An 18,699-nucleotide genomic window follows, 5' to 3' on the forward strand; every position below is an offset into this window, starting at 1 on the left:
ATCGGTTGTCCAATTTTTTAAAGAACCGCTGCCGAAGCAGCGAGAAAGAGATTCTGACAAACTTCCTTGTCGCCGTCAAGTACTGCTGTGTTTTTTATTTCCTTCAACACCGCCGCGCTCAACGCTCTTTCCTCTTCCCGCTGCCGCCGCATTTGCCGGCAACGTCGCGAAGAGGGGCGGATTATATAGAGCTCCGAGCGGGCGTCAAGCCTTGAGGGGAATTTTGTTTGCTGCCCGCTCCCAATGGATCGCCAATGCCGGCGGTGGCACTTGAAAAGTGTGACGAGTATGGCTCGGGGGAGGGCAAAGGAAGCGCCGCGCGCGGACTCGGGCGACGTGCGCCCGTCCGCTAGGCGCTTATTCGCGCAGTGTCAGTGGAGAATCCAGCATCAGTCGCCGACCCGAGACCTGATCGGTCACGTTGGCGATGATGTGATATTGACCGACAGCGTCGTCCTGGCCGAAGCTCAGGCCGACGCTGGAATTTCCGATATGCAAACCGCCGGGTACCGGTGGATCCGACCACAACTCGCCAGCCCCTCCGGACATCTCGGTGCCCGAGGGGGAGATCACGGAGAACTCGGCGACAACGTCGCACCGACCTGCCCCATTCGTCGCACATCCTTGGAATACTAGAACGGCTGTCACGGACGATCCCCGAGTCAGTATGTACTCCCAAGGCAGTTGAGGTAAGCGGGATCGGGAAACCAATGCTTCGGCGAAGCCCTGCTCGTCCGGAGTAAGGACCAATTGCGCACCGAAATGGTCCGTGGGGCCGAGTGCGGCGCGGCTGTCCGGCACCGCCGTCTTCAGATGCCCGCTAGCTCCGACGGGAATTAGCAGAATAAATGCAAGCGCGGCAGCGATGGCTGATTTTCTCATCCTGAACGGCCCTCCCGGAACGAAGCGGCACGTAGAAACTTGTGCACGACATGTCGCCTTGTGAAAAGGAATTATGACGCTGACCGCTGCAGCTTGTACTTATTTTACATATTCACACATCTTCAATTCCGGATCCGGGCAGACGACGGATGAGGCCGCATCGCAAGTCCGACTGGAGGTCGATCGGGCAATTGCTCGTCTGGCCCGGCCTGAGCTGCCGGTTCCCACGTCCCCGCCGACGTGCCTTATCTCTGCGTCGGCGAGGCGCTTCAGGCATTACAGAACTTGGTGCGATCCATCACACAGCGGGTGGTTATTGCCGTGCTTACAGCCACAGAAATACGCGGTCTTGCTCTCCTCCGCCTTGTATTCGACGGGGGTGAACTCCGACCCATTGTGGCTGCCATCACAGAAGGGCTGACTCGCGCTCTTGCCGCAGGAGCACCACCAATAGCTCTTGCCTGCTTCGACATCCACGGCGTACGGAGCTTTCTGCGCAATCGTTGCGTCGCTCATTGTTATCTCCCAAGAAATGGCACCCGCGAAGAGCGGGCAAAAAAAGGCCCCGGAGGATCGGGGCCTCGGTTCGCAGCTGTTATTGCTTGACCGCTTCGACTGCGATCACGAGCTTGACGTCGTCACCGACGTAAGGTGCAAACTTGCCGGCACCGAAGTCGGAGCGCTTGATGGTGGTGACAGCGTTGGCGCCGCAGGCTTCCTTCTTCACGATCGGATGATCCATGCACTTGAATGAGGTCACTTCGAGCTTGACGGGCTTGGTGACGCCCTTGATGGTCAGGTTTCCATCGACGGAGGCGAGCTTGTCGCCGTCGAAGGAGAGACCCGTCGACTTGAAGGTGATCTTGGGGTGCTTGGCTGAGTCGAAGAAGTCCTCGCCCTGGATGTGCTCATTGAAGAGGTCCGAACCCGTGTCCACCGACTTGGTGTCGATCGTGACATCCACCGAGCCGCTCTTCCCCGCGCGGTCGATGACGATCGTGCCGGTGGTCTTGTTGAAGCGGCTCTGCTGGGTCGAATAGCCGAAGTGGTTGTATTCGAAACGCGGGAAGGTGTGGGTGCCGTCGATGACGAAGGTTTCGGGGGCAGCGAACGCGGGAGCGACGAAAGTGGCGGCCAGGGTCGAAATGAGGGCGAGGCGTTTGAGTTGCATTTCTTCGGAATCTCCTAGGGACAAACGGTTCGATTAAGGTGCTGCGGTTATCGGGGTTGGGTGGTGTGTGTTATTTGGCGGCGCGGCGATCGGCTTCGACGTGGAAGCTCACCTTGACTTCATCGGCCACGATCGACGTATCCGACCAGCTGCCGTCGCCGATGCCGAATTCCAGGCGCTTGAGGGTGAAGTTGCCGTCGAATTTCGCCGTGTTGCCGGCCTGGGTCACGACGATCGGGGTCGTGACGTCGCGAGTGCGGCCCTTGATGCTGAGCTTGCCGGTCATTTCGTAGCGGTTGCCGCCGAGCGGCTTGACCGACGAGGACACGAAGGTGGCGGTCGGGAAGTTCTTGAGGTCGAACCAGGCCTTGCCTCCGACTTCCTGATTGGCGTCGGACGAGCCGGCATCGATCCCGGAGAGATCGAGATCGAGGCGAACCGTCGATTTGGCCGGAGCAACGGCGTCGAAGGCCAGGTCTACCTTTGATTTCCGGAATTGGCCTTCGACCGGCACGCCCATTTGCGTGAATACGAACGCGATCTTGCTCTTGGCCGGTTGCACCTGATCAAAGACGGCGGGCGCATCGGCTGCGACGGCGGTCAGGGGAGCCATCGGCAGGGTTGCCGCAAACAGGGCGGCGGCGAGCACTGTGCGCAGGGTCATCGTCGAGTTTCCTTGATTCAGTTTGAGCGTTTGAGAATCGGCATCATCCGGACCAGCGTTTCGTCGCGGTCGACGAACTGGTGCTTGAGCGCCGCCGCAACGTGCAGGCCGATCAGGATGAGAAGCCCGTCATTCAGGGTTTCGTGGATGGTCTTGAACAGGTCGCCGAGCGCTTGATCCTTCGCCACCAGATCCGGCAGCGGCAGGATGCCAAGATAGACGACCGGGAAACCTTTGGCGGAGCTCATGAGCCATCCGGTAAGCGGCACGGCGATGAGGAGGACGTAGAGCAAGCCGTGGGTTGCGGAGGCGGCAAAGCGTTGCCACGCGGGCGCTTCGAGGGCCGCGGGGACGGGTTGGGTCAGGCGCAGCAACAGGCGCGGAAGGAAGAGGAACAGCACCGTGATGCCGATCCATTTGTGATACGAGATGAGCTTGAGCTTGTTCGGCGACAGCGGCAGATCGCTCAGGTAGAGGCCGAGCGGAATCGCAGTCAGGATCAGCACGGCGGTGAGCCAATGCAGGAGTACGGACGGCGTCGCGTAGTGTTTTGGGACTTTCATTCTTCTTCCTCGTTACGGATGCGGCAGGTCAGGGGGCGCGGAAGAATTCGGCGACGAGGCAATCGATTGATTTCGGAGGGTGGCCGACCAAGGCTGCGAAATCGTTGCTGCATCGGGCGAACCGGTTTTCCGAGGCCGCGGTATACATTGTTGCCATCGCACGTGCCAGCCAAGCAGGCATTTGCGCCTGCTCCAGCAGCTGCGCGTATTCGTCTTCGCCGATCGCCTCGTAGCGCAGGGGCTTCCCGGTCGCCGCGCCGACCTTGGCCGCGATTTCGGTGAAGTCGTGGGAGGTCTGGCCGGTGAGTTCGTAGAGTCCCTTCTCGAGGCGCGGTGCGAGCGCGGCCGCAGCAATGGCTTCGGCAAGTTCATTGCGCGAAATGAAACTGACCTTACCAGTACCCGCAGGCAGGCGCAGGACGCCGGTTTGCAGCGCCGACGCGAGCGTCATCGGCAAGAAATCGGCGTAGAGGCCGTTGCGCAGGATCGTGTGCGCAATACCGCAAGTCGCGAGGAGCGATTCGGTGGCCGCATGGACTTGGGCGAATTCGGATGGGGAATTCTCCGCCGCGTCCTGGAAGCTCGTGTAGAAGATGTGCTTGACGGCCGCCTTGCGTGCGCTCTCGATCGCCCTGCCATGCTGGGCGATCCGGACAGCCTTGGGGCCGTCGGTGGAAATCAGGACGAGGCGATCGATCCCGGAGAAAGCCGTGGCGAGCGTGTCGACATTGTCGAAGTTGCCCTGACGGACGTCGATTCCGCGCGCGGCGAGTTGTGTCGCGCGGGCGGGATCGCGGACGCTGACGGCGAGCTGGCCGGCGCCCGCGTGCGGCAGGCGGGCTGCAAGGCGCTGCACGATGCGCTGCCCCAACTGCCCGGTGGCTCCGGTTACCAGAATCATGTCATCGCTCTCCGTTCTTGCATCATTGCGTGATTCGAACTTTAGGCGAACGATTGCTCCTAAAATAGGCCTTGTCTTCGAACTCTTTGTTGCACGGAAGAAAACAATGGACCGTCTTCAAGCCATGGATGTGTTTGTCCGCGTCGCCGAAGCCGGCAGCTTTACGGCTGTGGCGGATCGGCTCAACGTTGCCCGGTCGGCAATCACGCGCCAGATTGCGGCGCTTGAGGCGCACCTCGGGACAAAGCTGCTGGCGCGCAGCACGCGACGATTGAGCTTGACGGCATCCGGGTCGGCCTATCTGGAGAAGTGCCGGGAAATCCTGTCGATGGTCGAGGCGGCCGAGGGCGATCTCGTCGGGGAAAAACGTGCGCCGCGCGGCCCGATCCGGGCCAGCGTGCCGATGAGTTTCGGCATTCGACACCTGATGCCGCTGGTCTCGGATTTCATCACGACCTATCCGGAAGTGACGGTTGATCTCGAGTTCAGCGACCGGCGGGTGAATCTGATCGAGGAAGGGATGGATTTCGCGGTGCGGATTTCGCCGCGGATCGATCCGAGCTTGGTCATCCGTCGGCTGGGAGTAAGCAGCCTTGCGGTGGTCGCCTCCCCCGCGTATCTCGACCGGCACGGGCGTCCCAGCCATCCGGACGACCTGCTGTCGCACCATTGTCTGACGTATACGCTGGCCCCGGTGCCGGGTTGGAACTTCCGGGTCAATGGCGAACCGTACTCGGTTCCGGTGAAGGGGCGGCTGCGGATGAACAACGGCGATGCCCTCGTGGACGGGGCGATCCGTGGCCTCGGCATTGTGTGCGAACCGACGTTCAATACGGCACAGGCGGTTCAGGTGGGACTGCTCGAACAGGTACTGGCCGAATACACGGCGATGCAGCTGCAGATCTACGCGGTATTCCCGGGGACGCGCTACGTGCCCCATCGCGTGAGGACGCTAGTCGATTACTTGGCGGAGCGGATCGGGCCAGTGCCATACTGGGACCAAGGCTTCTCAGGGCATCGGCAGGAGTGAGCCGGGGCCGTCTCGCCCTGTGTTCAGAAATTCATCCGCCACGGGAGCTCGCCCTGGATGAACAGGCGCGCCTCCTCCGACGAGGGGCGGGAGAAGAAACGCTGGACCGAGGCATGCTCACGCACCTTGCCCGCGCTCATGAACACCACATCGTCGCCGAGGCGGGTCGCTTGGCCGAGGTTGTGGGTGGTCATCAGGATGCGGGTGCCGTCGGTGCGGATTTCGCGCACGATGCGCTCGACTTCAGTCGTCGCCGAAGGGTCGAGGCTCGCGGTCGGCTCGTCGAGCAGCAGGAGGCGAGGCGCGGTGACCCAGGCGCGAGCCAAAGCCAGGCGCTGTTGTTCGCCGCCCGAGAGCTGTCGCGCGCTATCCGTCGCGCGAGCGGCCAGGCCGACGCGTTCCAATACCTTCGCCGCGCGCTCGTGACGTTCGCTCCGCGGAACTGCGAAGGGTTTTAGCGCGACGGCGACATTTTCGAGCACCGAGGCACGCAGCATCATCGGCCGCTGGAAGACCATCGCGACCGCGAGGTGCGGCCGTGCGCCGTTTCCCCATTCGATCGTGCCTGCGGTCGGTTCGACGAGGCCGCATAGCGTACGCAGGAGCACGCTCTTGCCGGCGCCGTTCGGCCCAAGGATCAGCGTAATCCCCTCGCCCCCAAGTTCCAGGTCTACGCCGTCGAGCACGGCACGGCCGTTGGGCTGGAATTTCAGGTCGCGCAGTCGCAACGGAAACATCGTCTTCATCCGTAGCGGCGCATCGCCCAGGCCCGAACCGTGAAGGCGACCGCATTGAGGACGAGGATGACGGAAATGAGGACGAGCCCGAGCGCGATCGCGAGCGGAAGATCGCCCTTGCTGGTTTCGAGCGCGATGCTGGTCGTCATGACGCGTGTGGCGTGGTCGATGTTGCCACCAACGATCATGACGGCGCCGACTTCACTCATGGCGCGGCCGAGACCCGCGAGCACGGCGACGAGCAAGGAGTGCCGGCAGTCGTAGAGAAGCGTGGTCACGCTCTGCCACCAAGTGAAACGCATCGCTTGCAGTTCTTCCGCGTAGCGCTGCCAAGCGTCGTCGACGACTTGGCGGGCGATCGCCGCCATCAACGGGATGACGAGCACGGTTTGCGCGACCACCATCGCGGCCGGCGTGTACAGGAGGCCGAGTTCGCCGAACGGCCCGGAGCGAGACAGGAACAGGTAGACGATGACGCCGACGACGACCGAGGGCAGGCCCATCAAGGCGTTGACGGTGACCAACGCGACGTTCCTGCCCGGAAATCGGCCTACTGCGAGAAACGCGCCCAAGGGCAATCCGATCAGGGTTCCGAGCAGGACAGCCGCCCCGCTTACGCGGACGGACAGGGACACGATCTCGACCGCCCGGTGGTCGAGCGACGCAATCAGCAGGAAGGCTTCATAAAAGGTGGAGGAAAACGCCGCCATTCACCAAGGATAACGGATCAATTGCTGCGCAGGGACAGGGCGGCAGCCGCCGTGTCGCTCCATCACCGGCGTAGCACCTTGAATTGCCCAACCAGCGCGGTGAGTTCTCCGGTCATGCCCGCAATGTTTGCGGTTTCCTGCGAGGTGTCATCGGCCTCCGCGGCCGCTCGATCGGCAAACTCGGTGATGGCCGTAATGCTGTTGCCGATGTGTTCGGCGGCTTCGCGCTGCGTGACGACGGCCTCGGCGATCTGCTGCACCATTGCACCGATCTGCCCCATCGCGACGACGATGTCATTGAGCGCCTGTTCGGCAGCGCTGGCGTGACGGACTGTGTCCGAGGCCTTTCCGCCCCCAGCTTCCATGACGGAGAGCGCACGATGCGATCCCGCCTGGAGCCGCCCGATCACGACTTCGATGCGTTCCGTCGACTCGTGCGTACGCTGCGCGAGCTTGCGCACCTCGTCGGCAACGACAGCGAATCCGCGCCCCTGTTCGCCGGCCCGGGCGGCTTCGATCGCAGCATTGAGGGCAAGCAGATTGGTCTGGGCGGCAATCTCGCGGATGATCACCAGCGCATCACTCACGTCGCCGACTTCGGTGTGAAGGCTTTTCATCGCTTGACCCGCGTCGGCGACGTCCCGGGCAAGATCGCGGATCGCCTCGATCGTCGCTTCGATGACGCGTCGGCCTTCCTGCGCTGCGTTGTCCGAGTGGCGAGCAGATTCCGCCGCGGACGAGGCGCTGGCCGCGACCTCCTGGACGTTGGCATTCATTTCGACGACTGCTGCCGACGCGGCCTCGGTCTGCTCGTGCAGCCGGCGCATGCTGGAGCGGGTGACATCTGCTGCGCGCGCGAGGGTGCCGCTCATCGACTGCAGGCTGGAGCTGTCGTCGGTAAGCCGGACGATGATGTCGCGAATGCGGGCCACGAAGCGATTGAAACTGCCGCTGACCTCCGCCAGTTCGTTCGTGCCGACGGCCGCAAGCTGCCGCGTGAGATCGCCCTCGCCCTGCGCGATGTCGTTCATCGAATCGCGCAATTGCTGTATCGGCTTCAGCACGCTTTGACGAACCGCGAGGACGACGACGATGACGCCGATGAGCATGGCAAGGCTCGCCAGATTCATCAGGTTCTGGATCGTGGTGATCGACTCGGAGGTGTGCTGGAGCGATTCGGCAGACTGGACAGTCAGTTGGTCAACCAGGGCGTCGATGCGCTGGGCGAGCGCCGCAGCCCTGTCGTCGAATCCATCGCCCTGGCGCTTCATGATGGCGTTACCGGCATCGCGACCGGTGTTGATGTAGGCGCGGGCCATTTCCACGCCGATTCCGTGCAGAGTGGTGACGTCGGCGGCAAGCGGGCGGATGCGTTCGGCGAGGCTGGGTTCAAGTTCGCCGAGCCGCGACAACGCCTTCTGCGCGGCCTCCATCGCGTGGCGCGCTTCGCCGAACGAATCCTCTTCGGCGGTGGCAGCCGCGTCGGTCAGGAACTGCTGGATCTGGATCGTCTGGAAGCGCGCCTCCTTCGCCGCCAGCATCGAGCTCTGCAGCGCCTGGCCGGAAAGCGACTGATCGTGGATGCCGTTCAGCACCCTGTTCGAGAAAATGGACAGCACCGCCATTCCCACGAGCACGACGACGCTCGCGACAAGAACGAGTCGAGCCAACGAAATTCGATTCAACATGCATCCCCTCCCCGCCCCCGTTTCAGGGGAAACTGCTCGCGCCGATGGCGGCGATCGAACCCGTATTGTCCTATTACCTTTTACGTAACGGCGCTCTCTCAACAAACTTTAATGGAATAGCGCAGAGGCATCTCCCGGGGAAGCCGGGTGCCGACCATAGCTGACGTATGTCTTACCCGCCACCTCGCTGCATTGCGCGATCGAGCGTGTGCAGTAGCCGGCGGCGCGCCGCTTCGTCACCCCCGTGAAATTCGTATGTGACCTTCAGGAGCGGCAATTCGAGTATGCCGAGTCGACGCGTGCCTTGTGTGATGGCAACGATCTCCAGGGCGAGGTCGCCGCAGGCCACCGAGAATCGATTCGGCCCGACACTCGCGACCCCCTCCGGCCAGGCCTTGCGCAGATCGCGGCCAAATTCCTCGGGGGTTGCGGTGACGGTTCGTTCGAACCGTGGGGGTACGACGTCCTTGAAGAACACTACGAGTCGTGCCGCGAGGCTGCCGGCCTCAGCCGCCCGCGATCGGCGGCCAGATTGCCAATTCGTCCCCGTCGGCAAGCCGGTGCATGAGCCGCTGCGCCGGCGGGATGAACTGGCCGTTGACGAGCACGAGGTGGGCGCTGCGCTCGGGAATCTGGAAGCGGCCGATCAGGTTTGCGATCGTCGTGCCCTCCTCCACCTCCAGTTCGACGCGGTTACCCTTGCGGTCGGCCGGGAGGTGGTCGGTGAGCGACGCGAAGAGCTTGAAGCCGATCTTCATTGCTTTGCCTTCGGAATGCCTCAGCGGGCCAAGGCCATCGGCTGCTGCGAACGGGCGACGTAGGCTTCGACAAACTGCAGCGGGTTGGCGAGCAGGCGCTCCTTCCACGCACCGAGCTTGACCTGCCCGTGGATCAATCCGCGCAGTGCGCCGACGTGTTCGGTGAGACCGATCGAGGTCGCGCCGATCATCACGTCGTCCTTGAACTGCAGGCTCAGGTAGCGATAGCGGGCTTCGTCGATGTGCTCGACACCCGCGCCGCCCTGGTCGCTCTTCTCACCCCACCACTGGCCGAAAGATGACGAAATGAGGCCGAGCGTGGCCAGAACGTTGATCGCGAGCACGCCGTTGAGCTTCGTCGGGCGACCGGCCATATTCAACGCGGCAACGCGGGCCTGATCGGCGGCGTTGGGCTGGATCGCGGCGACGAGATGCTCGCCGGTGAAGAGGTCGGGGGCCTCGGCGACGTCGCCGGCGGCATAGACCCCCGGTACGCTCGTCTCGAGATATTCGTTGACGAGGACGCCCTTGGCGACGTGCACCGGCGTGGATTCGAGGAAGGCGACATTCGGCGCCACGCCTGCCGCGACGATCACGAGATCGCAGGACAGCACGTCGCCGGTCGACAGGGTGACGTCCACCACCGAAGGCTGTGCGCTACGGTCGATCCGCTTGACGCCTGCATTGGTGACGACGCGGATGCCCTTCGTCTCGACCCAGTTCTTGATCATGCCGCCAGCCTTGGGCGTCATCATCCGCGGCACCATGCGGTCGCCCATTTCGACGACCGTGAGCTGGACGCCGCGCGCCGCAAGGGCTTCCATGATGATGCAGCCGATGAAGCCGGCGCCGAGCTGCAACACGCGCGAGCCGGGCTTGGCGAGATTGGCGATGGCGCGCGCGTCGGCGAGCGTCCAGCACGTCTGCACCTCGGGCAGGTCGACGCCGGGAATCGGCGGACGCACCGGGTGCGAGCCGGTTGCGATCAGCAGACGGTCGTAATCCTCGAAGTGGCCGTCCTGGAAGAGGATGCGGCGTTGTTCGGTGTCGAGCGATACCGCCCGCGCGTTCAGCTCGCGGACGCGCAGCTTCTTGAAGTGGTCGGGCGTCTTGCGCAGATAGGTGCCCGATTCGTCGATGTTTTCCTCGAGCAGGTAGGGAATGGCCATGCGCGAGTATGGCGGCTCGCCTTCGGAGCCGACCATCAGGATCTCGTCGGCGGGGGCTGCGCGACGGAGCGTCTCGGCTGCGACGACGCCCGTCGGACCGTTGCCGAGTATCACGTGTTTCATGGGAGCTGTCCTCGATTGGGCGATGAACTCCCCTTCCCGGGGCGACGCCGCCGGGAAGGGGGACTACGCTTTGCGTATCGGACGACGATCAGAGGCCGAGGCGCGACAAGGTTTCCGGCGTAGGCACGCCCTCGGGCGTCCAGCCGCGCACCTTGTAGTACTCGGGCAGCATCTCGCCGAGACGGTTCACCATGCCCTTGGCCGGGCCGGTCTTCGCGGGTTCCGTCGTCAGACGCTTCGGCAGGTTGTCGTCCTTGCCGGTGAGGCCGGCCGCGAGGTTGAACTGGCGCTCCATGTTCCAGATCCGCTCGCCCACTTGGTTGAGCTTCTCCATCGACCAGTCGCCTTCGCACGCTGCCTGCACCTGAGGCTGGACATCAGCCAAGGTCCAGGCGAAGGACGTGAATACGCACACACCTGCCGCATCGAACACCGCCGTCGCGTCCTGGAAGGCCTTGACGAGTTCGGGCTTGCCTTCGGTGGCGTGGGGGTCGGTCTTGACCGGAATGCCGAGGACTTCCGAGGCGATCGTGTAGCCGCGCAGGTGGCAAGCGCCGCGGTTGGAGGTCGCGTAGGCGAGGCCGATGCCCTGGATGCCGCGCGAATCGTAGGCGGGGAATTCCTGCTTCTTGACGCTCATCGACAGTTCGGGGTGGCCGTACTTGGCCGTGAGCCTTGCCGAACCCAGGCCGATCTCCTTGCCGAAACCTTCACCATTCGCGGTCAGCTCGGCAATCCGCGCCAACGCCTGCGCGGAACCGAAAGGCGCTTCCATGCCGATCTGGTCCTTGGTCAGGACACCCATCTCGTACAACTCCATCGCCGCACTGACGGTCGCACCGAAGGAGATTGGGTCCATGCCCTGCTCGTTGCACAGCATGTTGACGTACTGCAGCGCTTCGAGGTCGCCGACGCCGTTGTTCGCGCCGAGCGCCCAGGCCGCTTCGTATTCCAGGCCCCCGGAAGCGCCCCAGTACTTCGGGCTGTTCTTGACCGTGAAGTGATTCTGGTCGAGCTGCGAGATGCGCCCGCAGGCGATCGTGCAGCCGAAACAGGCGGCGTTGGTGACGAGGTGCGTCTTGCCGTCGGTCTCGCGCTTCTCGTGCATCGCCTCGGCGGAAATCTTGGAGGCCTCCTCGAACTGCACGTCGCGGTGGTTGCGGGTGGGCAGCGCGCCGACTTCGTTGATGACGTTCATCAGCACCTGAGTGCCGTACTTCGGCAGGCCCTGGCCGGTGACCGCGTTGTCGGCGAGGACCTTCTTCGCGTCCTGCGTCGCCTTGAGGAAGGCGCCGAAGTCCTTGATGCCGGATACACCCTTGGTGCCGCGGATTGCGACCGCCTTGAGGTTCTTCGAACCCATCACGGCGCCGACACCGGAGCGGCCGGCAGCGCGGTGCAGGTCATTGACGATACAGGCGAACATCACCTGATTCTCGCCCGCGAGCCCGATCGAGGAGACGCGGATCAGCGGATCCTGATGCTGAGCCTTGATCGTTTCCTCGGTTTCCCAGCAGCTCTTGCCCCACAGGTGCGAGGCGTCCCGCAGCTCGGCCTTGTCGTTCTCGAGAAACAGATAGACCGGCTTCGGAGACCGTCCCTCGAAAATGATCATGTCCCAGCCGGCGAACTTCATTTCGGCACCGAAGAAGCCACCCGAGTTCGAACAGGCGATGGCGCCCGTCAACGGCCCTTTGGTCGTGACGGTGTAACGACCACCAGTCGAGGCCATAGTGCCGGTCAGCGGGCCGGTCCCCATGATCATCTTGTTGTCGGGTGACAGCGGATCGACCTTGGGGTCGATCTCGGAGACCAGATACTTGGTTGCGAGACCGCGCGAGCCGAGGTACTCATCGGCCCATGCCATGTTGAGCGGCTCTTCCTTGCACGTGCCCTGAGTCAGGTTCACCCGCAGGACCTTGCGATTCCATCCCATGACGTTCCTCTCCTCTCAGGCTGCGGGTGCGGGGGTGTTGGCCTTTGCGGCCCAGGCCTGCATACGCGCAAGTCCGGTCCAGTCGGCGTCGATGTAGGTGATCGCGCCGGTGGGACAGGCCTTCGCACAGGCGGGATCGCCCTCGCACAGGTCGCACTTCTGGACCTTGCCGGTGCTCTGGTTGTAATTGATCGTGCCGAAGGGACAGGAGATAGTGCAGACCTTGCAGCCGACACAGGTGTCCTCGAACACCATCTTTGCGCCGGTCGTCAGGTCGAGACGGATCGCATCGACCGGACAGGAGTGCATGCACCACGCTTCGGTGCACTGCGTACAGGTGTAAGGGACCTTGCGCCCTTCGTGCTCGAAACTGAACACCTTGATGCGCGACTTGCTGGGATTGATGACCCCGGTGTGTTCGTACGAGCACGCCATTTCACACTGCAGGCAGCCGGTGCACTTCGCGGGATCAATGTGAAGTGATTTCCACATCGAATGTCTCCTCCGTCATGTGGATTTACCTTGGGAACAACATTTGGTTACAGCAAACACCATGCCAAAGACCATTAGTCTGCCATGGTTTTCTTGTGGGTCAATTCATCCGGCCCAGCTTTCTATACAAGGTATTCCGACTGACGCCGAGACGGCGGGCGGCGGCAGAAATGTTGCCGCCGACTTCGCGCATCACGGTGCTGATGGCTTCGAGTTCGATTTCGTCCAGACTCCGCGGGCCCGCCGCCTCGGCGACCGCCCGGACTGCCGCTGCACCGGCAGGCTGTGCCGGCGCCGGAACAAAGTCGGCGCGGCGAGGTTCGCCGTCGTCGCCTGGATCGGTTCCGAACAATTCCTCCGGCAGGTGCACCGGCAGGATTTCGTCCTCGTCGTCGTCGAGCAAGGCGACGGCGACGCGAATCACGTTCTGGAGCTGGCGCACGTTGCCCGGCCAGTTGTAGCGCTGAAAGAAGGACATCACCTCATCGCCTATCCCGACCCTGCCCCGGCGCATGTCGCCGATCTCGGCGTCCAGCAGGCGCGTGACGATGGGGCGGATGTCGGTGCGTTCGCGCAGCGGCGGCAAGGTCACCGTTAGACTGTTCACGCGGTAATAAAGATCCTCGCGGAACGTGCCTTGCTTCACCGCCTCGCGCAGCACGCGGTGAGTCGCGCAAACGAGCGAGATGTCGACCGGGATCGACTTCATCGAACCGATCGGCGTGACGCTGCGCTCCTGCAGCACGCGCAGCAGACGGGCCTGCATGCCCATCGGCATGTCGCCGATCTCGTCGAGGAAGAGTGTGCCGCCGTGCGCTTGCTGGAGCTTGCCGATCGCCCCTTCGCGACGCGCGCCCGTGAAGGCGCCGCCGACGTATCCGAAGAGTTCGGATTCGATCAGGTTCTCGGGGATTGCCGCGCAGTTGAGCGCGACGAAGGGGCCGTCGCTGCGCGGTCCGCTGTGGTGGAAGGCACTCGCGAAGAGTTCCTTGCCGACGCCGGACTCGCCCTGGATCAGCAGCGGGATGTCTTTCCCGAGGACGCGGCGGGCGCGATCGAGCGCGAGTTGCAGGCGGGTGTCGCCGGTCGCAAGGTCGTCGAGTTGGATGCGATTGCGGCCACGCTCCGTCGACTTGGCGGGCCGCTCGGATGCGCGGTCGAGGGCTTTTGTGGCGGGCACTTCGACACGGACCGGGCGCTGGCCACGAACTTGAACGTAGATGGGCTCGCCGCGGCGGGTTTCGATCATCAGCAGGTCTCCAGCGGCCGAAGCGGCGCGATCCATCAGTTGGCCGAAGCCGGTGCGGAGGAAGGTGGACAGTGCGGGGGTTTCGAGCAGTCCCGGAACCAGTCCTAGGTATTCGCGGGCGAACGGATTGGCGCCGATGATGGCGCCCTCGGGGCTGATCGCGATCATGCCTTCCTGCAAACTGCCCACGTACTCGGGGCGCGGATGGAAGGCAATGCGGATGTCGCGGGCGAACTCCGCCTCGAACAAGCGCTTTTCAAGCAGTTGCACCGACAGGCGCGCAAGGCCCAAGGTGTGGCGCTGATGAGTGCGGGAGTCGCCGGAGATGTCGAAGACGCCGGCGAGCTGTCCGCTGGCGCTGAATACGGGGACGGCACAGCAGGTGAGGAATCCGTTGCGCTCGAGATAGTGCTCGGCGCCCAGCACTTCGACGGCTCCACGCTCGACGATGGCTGTGCCGATCGCGTTCGTGCCGCGAACCGACTCTTCCCAGCTCGCGCCTGGCTGGAGTGCGACCTGGTGGGCACGGCCGACGAAGTCAGGGTCGCCGAGACAGTGCAGGATCATGCCTTCGATGTCGGCGAGGAGGACCATGCTGCCGGTCGAGCGGATCTGCTCGAAGACGTGTTCCATGATCCCGCCAGCCTGGTCGAGCAGGCGCGCACTGCGATCGCGCGCTTCGGACAGCCGAGCCCTGCCCGCCGGGTCGACCGGTCGTCCGTCCTGGACATCCAATCCGACCGAGCGGCTGCGCTCCCACGAACGCAGCACCAGCGGTGCGACGCCCGATTCGGGCAGCTCACCTCGTTCGAAGAAGCTGCGTCTTGCGTCAAGAACAGCATCGTCGCGGCGCTCTCGCAACTGCGGTGTCACAACCATCATCTCCTCCTGTGATGCGCCTTATACAGGACTTATTGTCAGCGTGTCCCTTGCTCCAGAAAGTAGCACCTGCCCCATGTTGAAGCAATCGACCCTCTGGCTGGGGTAGCTCCGATGGAGCAATTTCTTTGCCAGCAGAAGATCAGCAGAATCCCGCGGATCTTGTGGGTTTGCTGCGAGTCGAAGCCCTTACTGAAACGGTGGCACAGCGTTTGCAGTACAGGTTACGCCAAGGGCACCGTCCCAGGTGCACGTGAAATCTAAACAAGTGTGAGGAACGACAAGGTGGATACGCAGAACTACAAGGAGACCCCGGCCCGCAAACTGCGAGTTGGAGCAATGGCGATCGGTCTGGCGCTCGTGGCGGGCCTGGCACACGCGCACGGCAACGTCACTCCCCAAGCGGTCGATGTATCGACCTTGAAGCCCCTGGGCAAGGAATGGATCACCTCCCCCAATCCCTACCGCGGCGATGCAGAGGCGATCCGCGTCGGCAGCTCGGCCTTCAACCAGAACTGCGCGCGCTGCCACGGTCTCGGCGCGGTCTCGGGCGGCATCGCTCCTGACCTGCGCAAGCTGGACATCGAACCGGAAACCGACGAATACTTCCTCGGGCGCATCCGTCACGGCGTGACGCGCAATGGCGCGGTATATATGCCCCCGTTCGAAGGCATTCTGCCGCAGGAGGCAATGTGGGCCATCAAGGCTTGGTTGGAGACCGTACGTGAAAAATGATCGTCGTTCCTTTCTGATCGCTGCGGGGGCGCTGTGCGCAAGCCCCCTGCTGCCCGCCTATGCGAAGGCGGCCGACCTGGAGCTGCAGCAGCAAGGCACCTTGAGGATCGCCGTCTATGCCGACTTCGCGCCGTATTCGGCGCGCGGCAAGGGCGTCGATATCGCGCTCGGGCAGGCCCTGGCTGAAAAGCTGGGCCTGCGCGCGGAGATCGTCGAATTCCCCGCCGGGGAGAACATGAGCGACGATCTGCGCAACATGGTCTGGAAAGGCCATTACCTGGGGACGCGCCCGGGGGACGTGATGCTGCACGTTCCGGTTGACGCGTACTTCGCGCAGCAAAATGACAAGGTCGCGATCTTCGGACCCTACCAGCTCGAGACGATGGCCCTCGCCCGGAACCCCGAGCGCGTGCCGCAGATATCGGGCTCGCCGTCGGAAGCGCTGGAAGTCTTCACACGCGAAAAGATCGGCGTGGAGCTCGACACCCATTCCGATGATTACCTGATGCACGCGCTGGGCGGACGCCTGCGTGACAACGTCGTGCACTTCCACAGCGTTGCCGACGCCGTGAAGGCGATGACGCACGGTGAAGTCAGCGCCGTGATGGGTCCGCGCAGCGAACTCGAGGCGACGATGAAGGACGACAAGCAGTTCCGCCTCGATCCGATGAACATCACCGGCATGCGCGTCAGTAGCTGGACGCTGGGCCTGGCAGTGAAGTCGGGCAGCAAGGAACTGAAAGCTGCGCTGTCCGAAGGTCTCGCCGAAATCCAGCGCTCGGGCGAGCTCGACCGCATCTTCGCGACTTACGGCGTCACACACCGGACGCCCTGAAAGCGATTCTGCGATGACTCGGAAGGTCATCGCAGAATTGCGTCATTTCCCCCAATCGCTCCAAAACGGAACAACTGCTCCACTTTGGAGCAGGTCGCTACACGTCCTGCTCCACGGCGGCGATACAGTTCATGCCGCCTTCGCGCCGGCGCGCTTCAGCATGCCGCGCTGCGGGTCGTATCCCTGGACGGCGAGCGCGAAAAAGACGATCAACGCCGCAACCACGATCGCCATCGAGGTCACGGCGAATTGCCCGTACAACGCGAAGCGGATCGCCTCGACCGCGTGGGTGAAAGGGTTCCAGCGAGCGACTGTGTAGACGACGGCCGCGCCGGATTCTTCGAGTTTCCATAGCGGATAGAGCGCCGGCGAGATGAAGAACATCGGGAAGATGACGAAGTTCATCGTGCCCGCGAAGTTCTCCAACTGGCGCACCTGCACGGACAGCAGCAGGCCCAGCGCTCCAAGCATCATTCCTCCGAGCACGATCACCGGCAGCGCGTAGAGCCAGCCGGTCCACGGCACCTGCACGCCGAAGAGCGCCGCGATCACGAGGAAGACGTAGGCCTGCAGCACGGACAGCAAGGTGCCGGCGAGGAGCTTCGCGAAGAGCAGGTAGGCGCGCGGCAAGGGGGCGGTCAGCAGCAGGCGCATCACGCCCATTTCGCGGTCGTACACCATCGCGAGCGAGGACTGCATGCCGTTGAAGAGCAGCACCATCCCGAGCAGGCCGGGGACGATGTATTCCTGGTAGGGAATGTAGGTCTCGTAGGGCGGGATGATCGACACGCCGAAGACGTTCTGGAAGCCCGCGGCGAACACAACCAGCCACAGCAGCGGGCGGACGAGCGCGGAGGCGAAGCGCCCACCCTGTCGGACGAACTTGGCCACTTCGCGGCCGGTGATGGCTTGCAACGCAAGCCAGGCGTGGGAAAGTTTCATCGGTGCTCCTGGTGGCCGGCCGTCAGAAGGCGCAGCGGCTGTCGCGCTGATCGAAGCCGAGCGTATCCATGTTGTTCGTCGGATGCAGGAAGCCGTCGATCGGAGCGCGCTCGATCACGGCGTTGTGGGTCGCGAGCAGGATCGGCTGGCGCAATTGGTTGTCCCACGCGCGGAAGCCGAGGCGGTTGCCTTTGAAGCCGTCGATCGCGATTTCGTCGCCCTTGAGATATTTGACGACGACCGGGAAGGCGGCGTTGTTCGTGCGCGCGACGGCCTCGACGACGGACTTCACTGCCATCCAGGCGGCCCAGTCGATGTCGGCCATGCGGCGGCCGGCCTGCTTTTCCAGGCGGGCGTTGAGCTGCGGCGCGCCGTTGCGCTCCCAGGCCCAGGTCCATGCGGTGGCGACGAGGCCGTCGGCGCCGACAACCGGACGCGGCTTCACCGTGCGATAGGGGACGCTGCGCGCGAATTCGCCGTCGCTGTCGGCGACAAAGACGACGTCGTAGTCGCTGCCGGCCGTGAGCAGCGCGACATTGCCCTGGTCGCGCTGACGTGGATCGTTGCTCAGCACGAAAGGCTTCTTGTCGACGACCTTGACGCCGAAGCGCTTGGCGGAGCGCTCGAAAGCTTCGGCGATCAGGTGATCGTCGGGCAGCGGGCCTTCGAGCATCAGCACCGAGCGCCATTTGCGCGACACGAGGTACTGCACGAGCGCATCGGCGGTCATCGCGTGGTTCGGCAGCGTGTGCATGAGATTCGGCTGGCATTGCGTCTGGCGCAGCGCGTCGTCTGCCGCCGAGACGTTGAAGAGCAGCAGTTCGCGGCCGCGCACCGCCTTCGCGACTTCGGCGACCACGGCGGCCGGTGCGTCGATGAGGAAGTAGCGCACGCCTTGCCCGTTGAGTTTCTCGACGGCGGCGATCAGGACCTTCGCATCGGCGCCGCTGACGCGCTCCAGGGCGAAGTCAACGCCCGCCGCCTTGCCGGCGAACTTGGCCTCGCGGATCGCCACTTCCGCACCCGCGTAGGGACGCCCGAGCGGCTGGGCGAGACCGTGCAGCGCCAGATGCGTTTCGTCGTAGCGCGGGTCGCCTTCGATCTCAAGATGGGCGATACGGACGGTCGCAGCCCAGGTGGCAGGCGCGAACAGCAACGCAGCCAGCGCCGCGAACAAGGCGAAGAGCCGTGGGAATCGTCCCGCGTAGACTCGGTACGTGATCTGCACGATGCCC

The 18,699-nt window shown here is 63.7% G+C and carries 21 protein-coding genes; 4 read left to right on the forward strand and 17 right to left on the reverse strand.

Annotated elements, in window-relative coordinates; genetic code table 11:
• Positions 1-274, forward strand: a 274-nt coding sequence (locus tag VJ673_RS16505; protein ID WP_324127239.1) for a hypothetical protein, incomplete at its 5' end; no start/stop codon positions are given.
• Between the two features lie 83 nt (positions 275-357).
• On the opposite strand, the gene VJ673_RS16510 is transcribed toward VJ673_RS16505, so the two are convergent.
• From VJ673_RS16510 to VJ673_RS16535, 6 genes are all read right to left on the reverse strand, one after another.
• Positions 358-882: a hypothetical protein gene (locus VJ673_RS16510; RefSeq protein ID WP_324127240.1), complete on the reverse strand. Its 525-nt coding sequence runs from the start codon at positions 880-882 to the stop codon at positions 358-360.
• A gap of 276 nt (positions 883-1,158) precedes the next feature.
• On the reverse strand, positions 1,159-1,398 hold the full coding sequence (locus tag VJ673_RS16515) for a CDGSH iron-sulfur domain-containing protein (RefSeq protein ID WP_324127241.1): 240 nt from the start codon (positions 1,396-1,398) through the stop codon (positions 1,159-1,161).
• Between the two features lie 79 nt (positions 1,399-1,477).
• Entirely contained in the window at positions 1,478-2,053 is a 576-nt protein-coding gene (locus VJ673_RS16520; RefSeq protein WP_324127242.1) for a YceI family protein, read from the reverse strand.
• Between the two features lie 70 nt (positions 2,054-2,123).
• On the reverse strand, positions 2,124-2,717 hold the full coding sequence (locus VJ673_RS16525; RefSeq protein WP_324127243.1) for a YceI family protein: 594 nt from the start codon (positions 2,715-2,717) through the stop codon (positions 2,124-2,126).
• A 17-nt stretch (positions 2,718-2,734) separates the two neighbouring features.
• The gene (locus VJ673_RS16530; protein ID WP_324127244.1) at positions 2,735-3,280 is read right to left on the reverse strand and encodes a cytochrome b; all 546 of its coding nucleotides are present in this window, start codon (positions 3,278-3,280) and stop codon (positions 2,735-2,737) included.
• A 28-nt stretch (positions 3,281-3,308) separates the two neighbouring features.
• Positions 3,309-4,181: an SDR family oxidoreductase gene (locus tag VJ673_RS16535; RefSeq protein ID WP_324127245.1), complete on the reverse strand. Its 873-nt coding sequence runs from the start codon at positions 4,179-4,181 to the stop codon at positions 3,309-3,311.
• A gap of 106 nt (positions 4,182-4,287) precedes the next feature.
• Here VJ673_RS16535 and VJ673_RS16540 point away from each other — a divergent pair, with 106 nt between their 5' ends.
• On the forward strand, positions 4,288-5,211 hold the full coding sequence (locus VJ673_RS16540; RefSeq protein ID WP_324127246.1) for a LysR family transcriptional regulator: 924 nt from the start codon (positions 4,288-4,290) through the stop codon (positions 5,209-5,211).
• A 23-nt stretch (positions 5,212-5,234) separates the two neighbouring features.
• On the opposite strand, the gene VJ673_RS16545 is transcribed toward VJ673_RS16540, so the two are convergent.
• The 9 genes from VJ673_RS16545 to VJ673_RS16585 all read right to left on the reverse strand — a co-directional run bounded on the left by VJ673_RS16545 (position 5,235) and on the right by VJ673_RS16585 (position 14,952).
• Positions 5,235-5,948: an ABC transporter ATP-binding protein gene (locus VJ673_RS16545; RefSeq protein ID WP_324127247.1), complete on the reverse strand. Its 714-nt coding sequence runs from the start codon at positions 5,946-5,948 to the stop codon at positions 5,235-5,237.
• A 5-nt stretch (positions 5,949-5,953) separates the two neighbouring features.
• Complete coding sequence (locus VJ673_RS16550) at positions 5,954-6,658, reverse strand: ABC transporter permease (protein WP_324127248.1); 705 nt, start codon at positions 6,656-6,658, stop codon at positions 5,954-5,956.
• Between the two features lie 62 nt (positions 6,659-6,720).
• Entirely contained in the window at positions 6,721-8,346 is a 1,626-nt protein-coding gene (locus tag VJ673_RS16555) for a methyl-accepting chemotaxis protein (protein ID WP_324127250.1), read from the reverse strand.
• A gap of 172 nt (positions 8,347-8,518) precedes the next feature.
• Entirely contained in the window at positions 8,519-8,824 is a 306-nt protein-coding gene (locus tag VJ673_RS16560; RefSeq protein ID WP_324127251.1) for a hypothetical protein, read from the reverse strand.
• A 28-nt stretch (positions 8,825-8,852) separates the two neighbouring features.
• On the reverse strand, positions 8,853-9,104 hold the full coding sequence (gene thiS, locus VJ673_RS16565) for a sulfur carrier protein ThiS (RefSeq protein WP_324127253.1): 252 nt from the start codon (positions 9,102-9,104) through the stop codon (positions 8,853-8,855).
• A 20-nt stretch (positions 9,105-9,124) separates the two neighbouring features.
• Positions 9,125-10,396, reverse strand: coding sequence for an NAD(P)/FAD-dependent oxidoreductase (locus VJ673_RS16570; protein ID WP_324127254.1), 1,272 nt, complete (start codon positions 10,394-10,396; stop codon positions 9,125-9,127).
• Between the two features lie 88 nt (positions 10,397-10,484).
• Positions 10,485-12,332, reverse strand: a complete 1,848-nt coding sequence (locus VJ673_RS16575) for an aldehyde ferredoxin oxidoreductase family protein (RefSeq protein WP_324127255.1) — start codon at positions 12,330-12,332, stop codon at positions 10,485-10,487.
• A gap of 15 nt (positions 12,333-12,347) precedes the next feature.
• The gene (locus tag VJ673_RS16580; protein WP_324127256.1) at positions 12,348-12,824 is read right to left on the reverse strand and encodes a 4Fe-4S dicluster domain-containing protein; all 477 of its coding nucleotides are present in this window, start codon (positions 12,822-12,824) and stop codon (positions 12,348-12,350) included.
• A gap of 100 nt (positions 12,825-12,924) precedes the next feature.
• The gene (locus VJ673_RS16585) at positions 12,925-14,952 is read right to left on the reverse strand and encodes a sigma-54-dependent Fis family transcriptional regulator (RefSeq protein ID WP_324127349.1); all 2,028 of its coding nucleotides are present in this window, start codon (positions 14,950-14,952) and stop codon (positions 12,925-12,927) included.
• Positions 14,953-15,237: 285 nt separating this feature from the next.
• On the opposite strand from VJ673_RS16585, the gene pedF reads away from it, so the two are divergent.
• Together pedF and VJ673_RS16595 are read left to right on the forward strand one after the other, a co-directional pair.
• Positions 15,238-15,687, forward strand: coding sequence for a cytochrome c-550 PedF (gene pedF / locus VJ673_RS16590; protein ID WP_324127257.1), 450 nt, complete (start codon positions 15,238-15,240; stop codon positions 15,685-15,687).
• On the forward strand, positions 15,677-16,522 hold the full coding sequence (locus VJ673_RS16595) for a substrate-binding periplasmic protein (protein ID WP_324127258.1): 846 nt from the start codon (positions 15,677-15,679) through the stop codon (positions 16,520-16,522). The genes pedF and VJ673_RS16595 overlap by 11 nt, the downstream gene beginning before the upstream one ends.
• Before the next feature lie 129 nt (positions 16,523-16,651).
• On the opposite strand, the gene VJ673_RS16600 is transcribed toward VJ673_RS16595, so the two are convergent.
• Together VJ673_RS16600 and VJ673_RS16605 are read right to left on the reverse strand one after the other, a co-directional pair.
• Positions 16,652-17,464: an ABC transporter permease gene (locus tag VJ673_RS16600; RefSeq protein WP_324127259.1), complete on the reverse strand. Its 813-nt coding sequence runs from the start codon at positions 17,462-17,464 to the stop codon at positions 16,652-16,654.
• Between the two features lie 22 nt (positions 17,465-17,486).
• On the reverse strand, positions 17,487-18,692 hold the full coding sequence (locus VJ673_RS16605; RefSeq protein ID WP_324127260.1) for an ABC transporter substrate-binding protein: 1,206 nt from the start codon (positions 18,690-18,692) through the stop codon (positions 17,487-17,489).
• Positions 18,693-18,699: the final 7 nt, after the last annotated feature.

The sequence above is a fragment of the Aromatoleum sp. genome (assembly GCF_035254505.1).
Classification (GTDB): Bacteria; Pseudomonadota; Gammaproteobacteria; order Burkholderiales; family Rhodocyclaceae; genus Aromatoleum.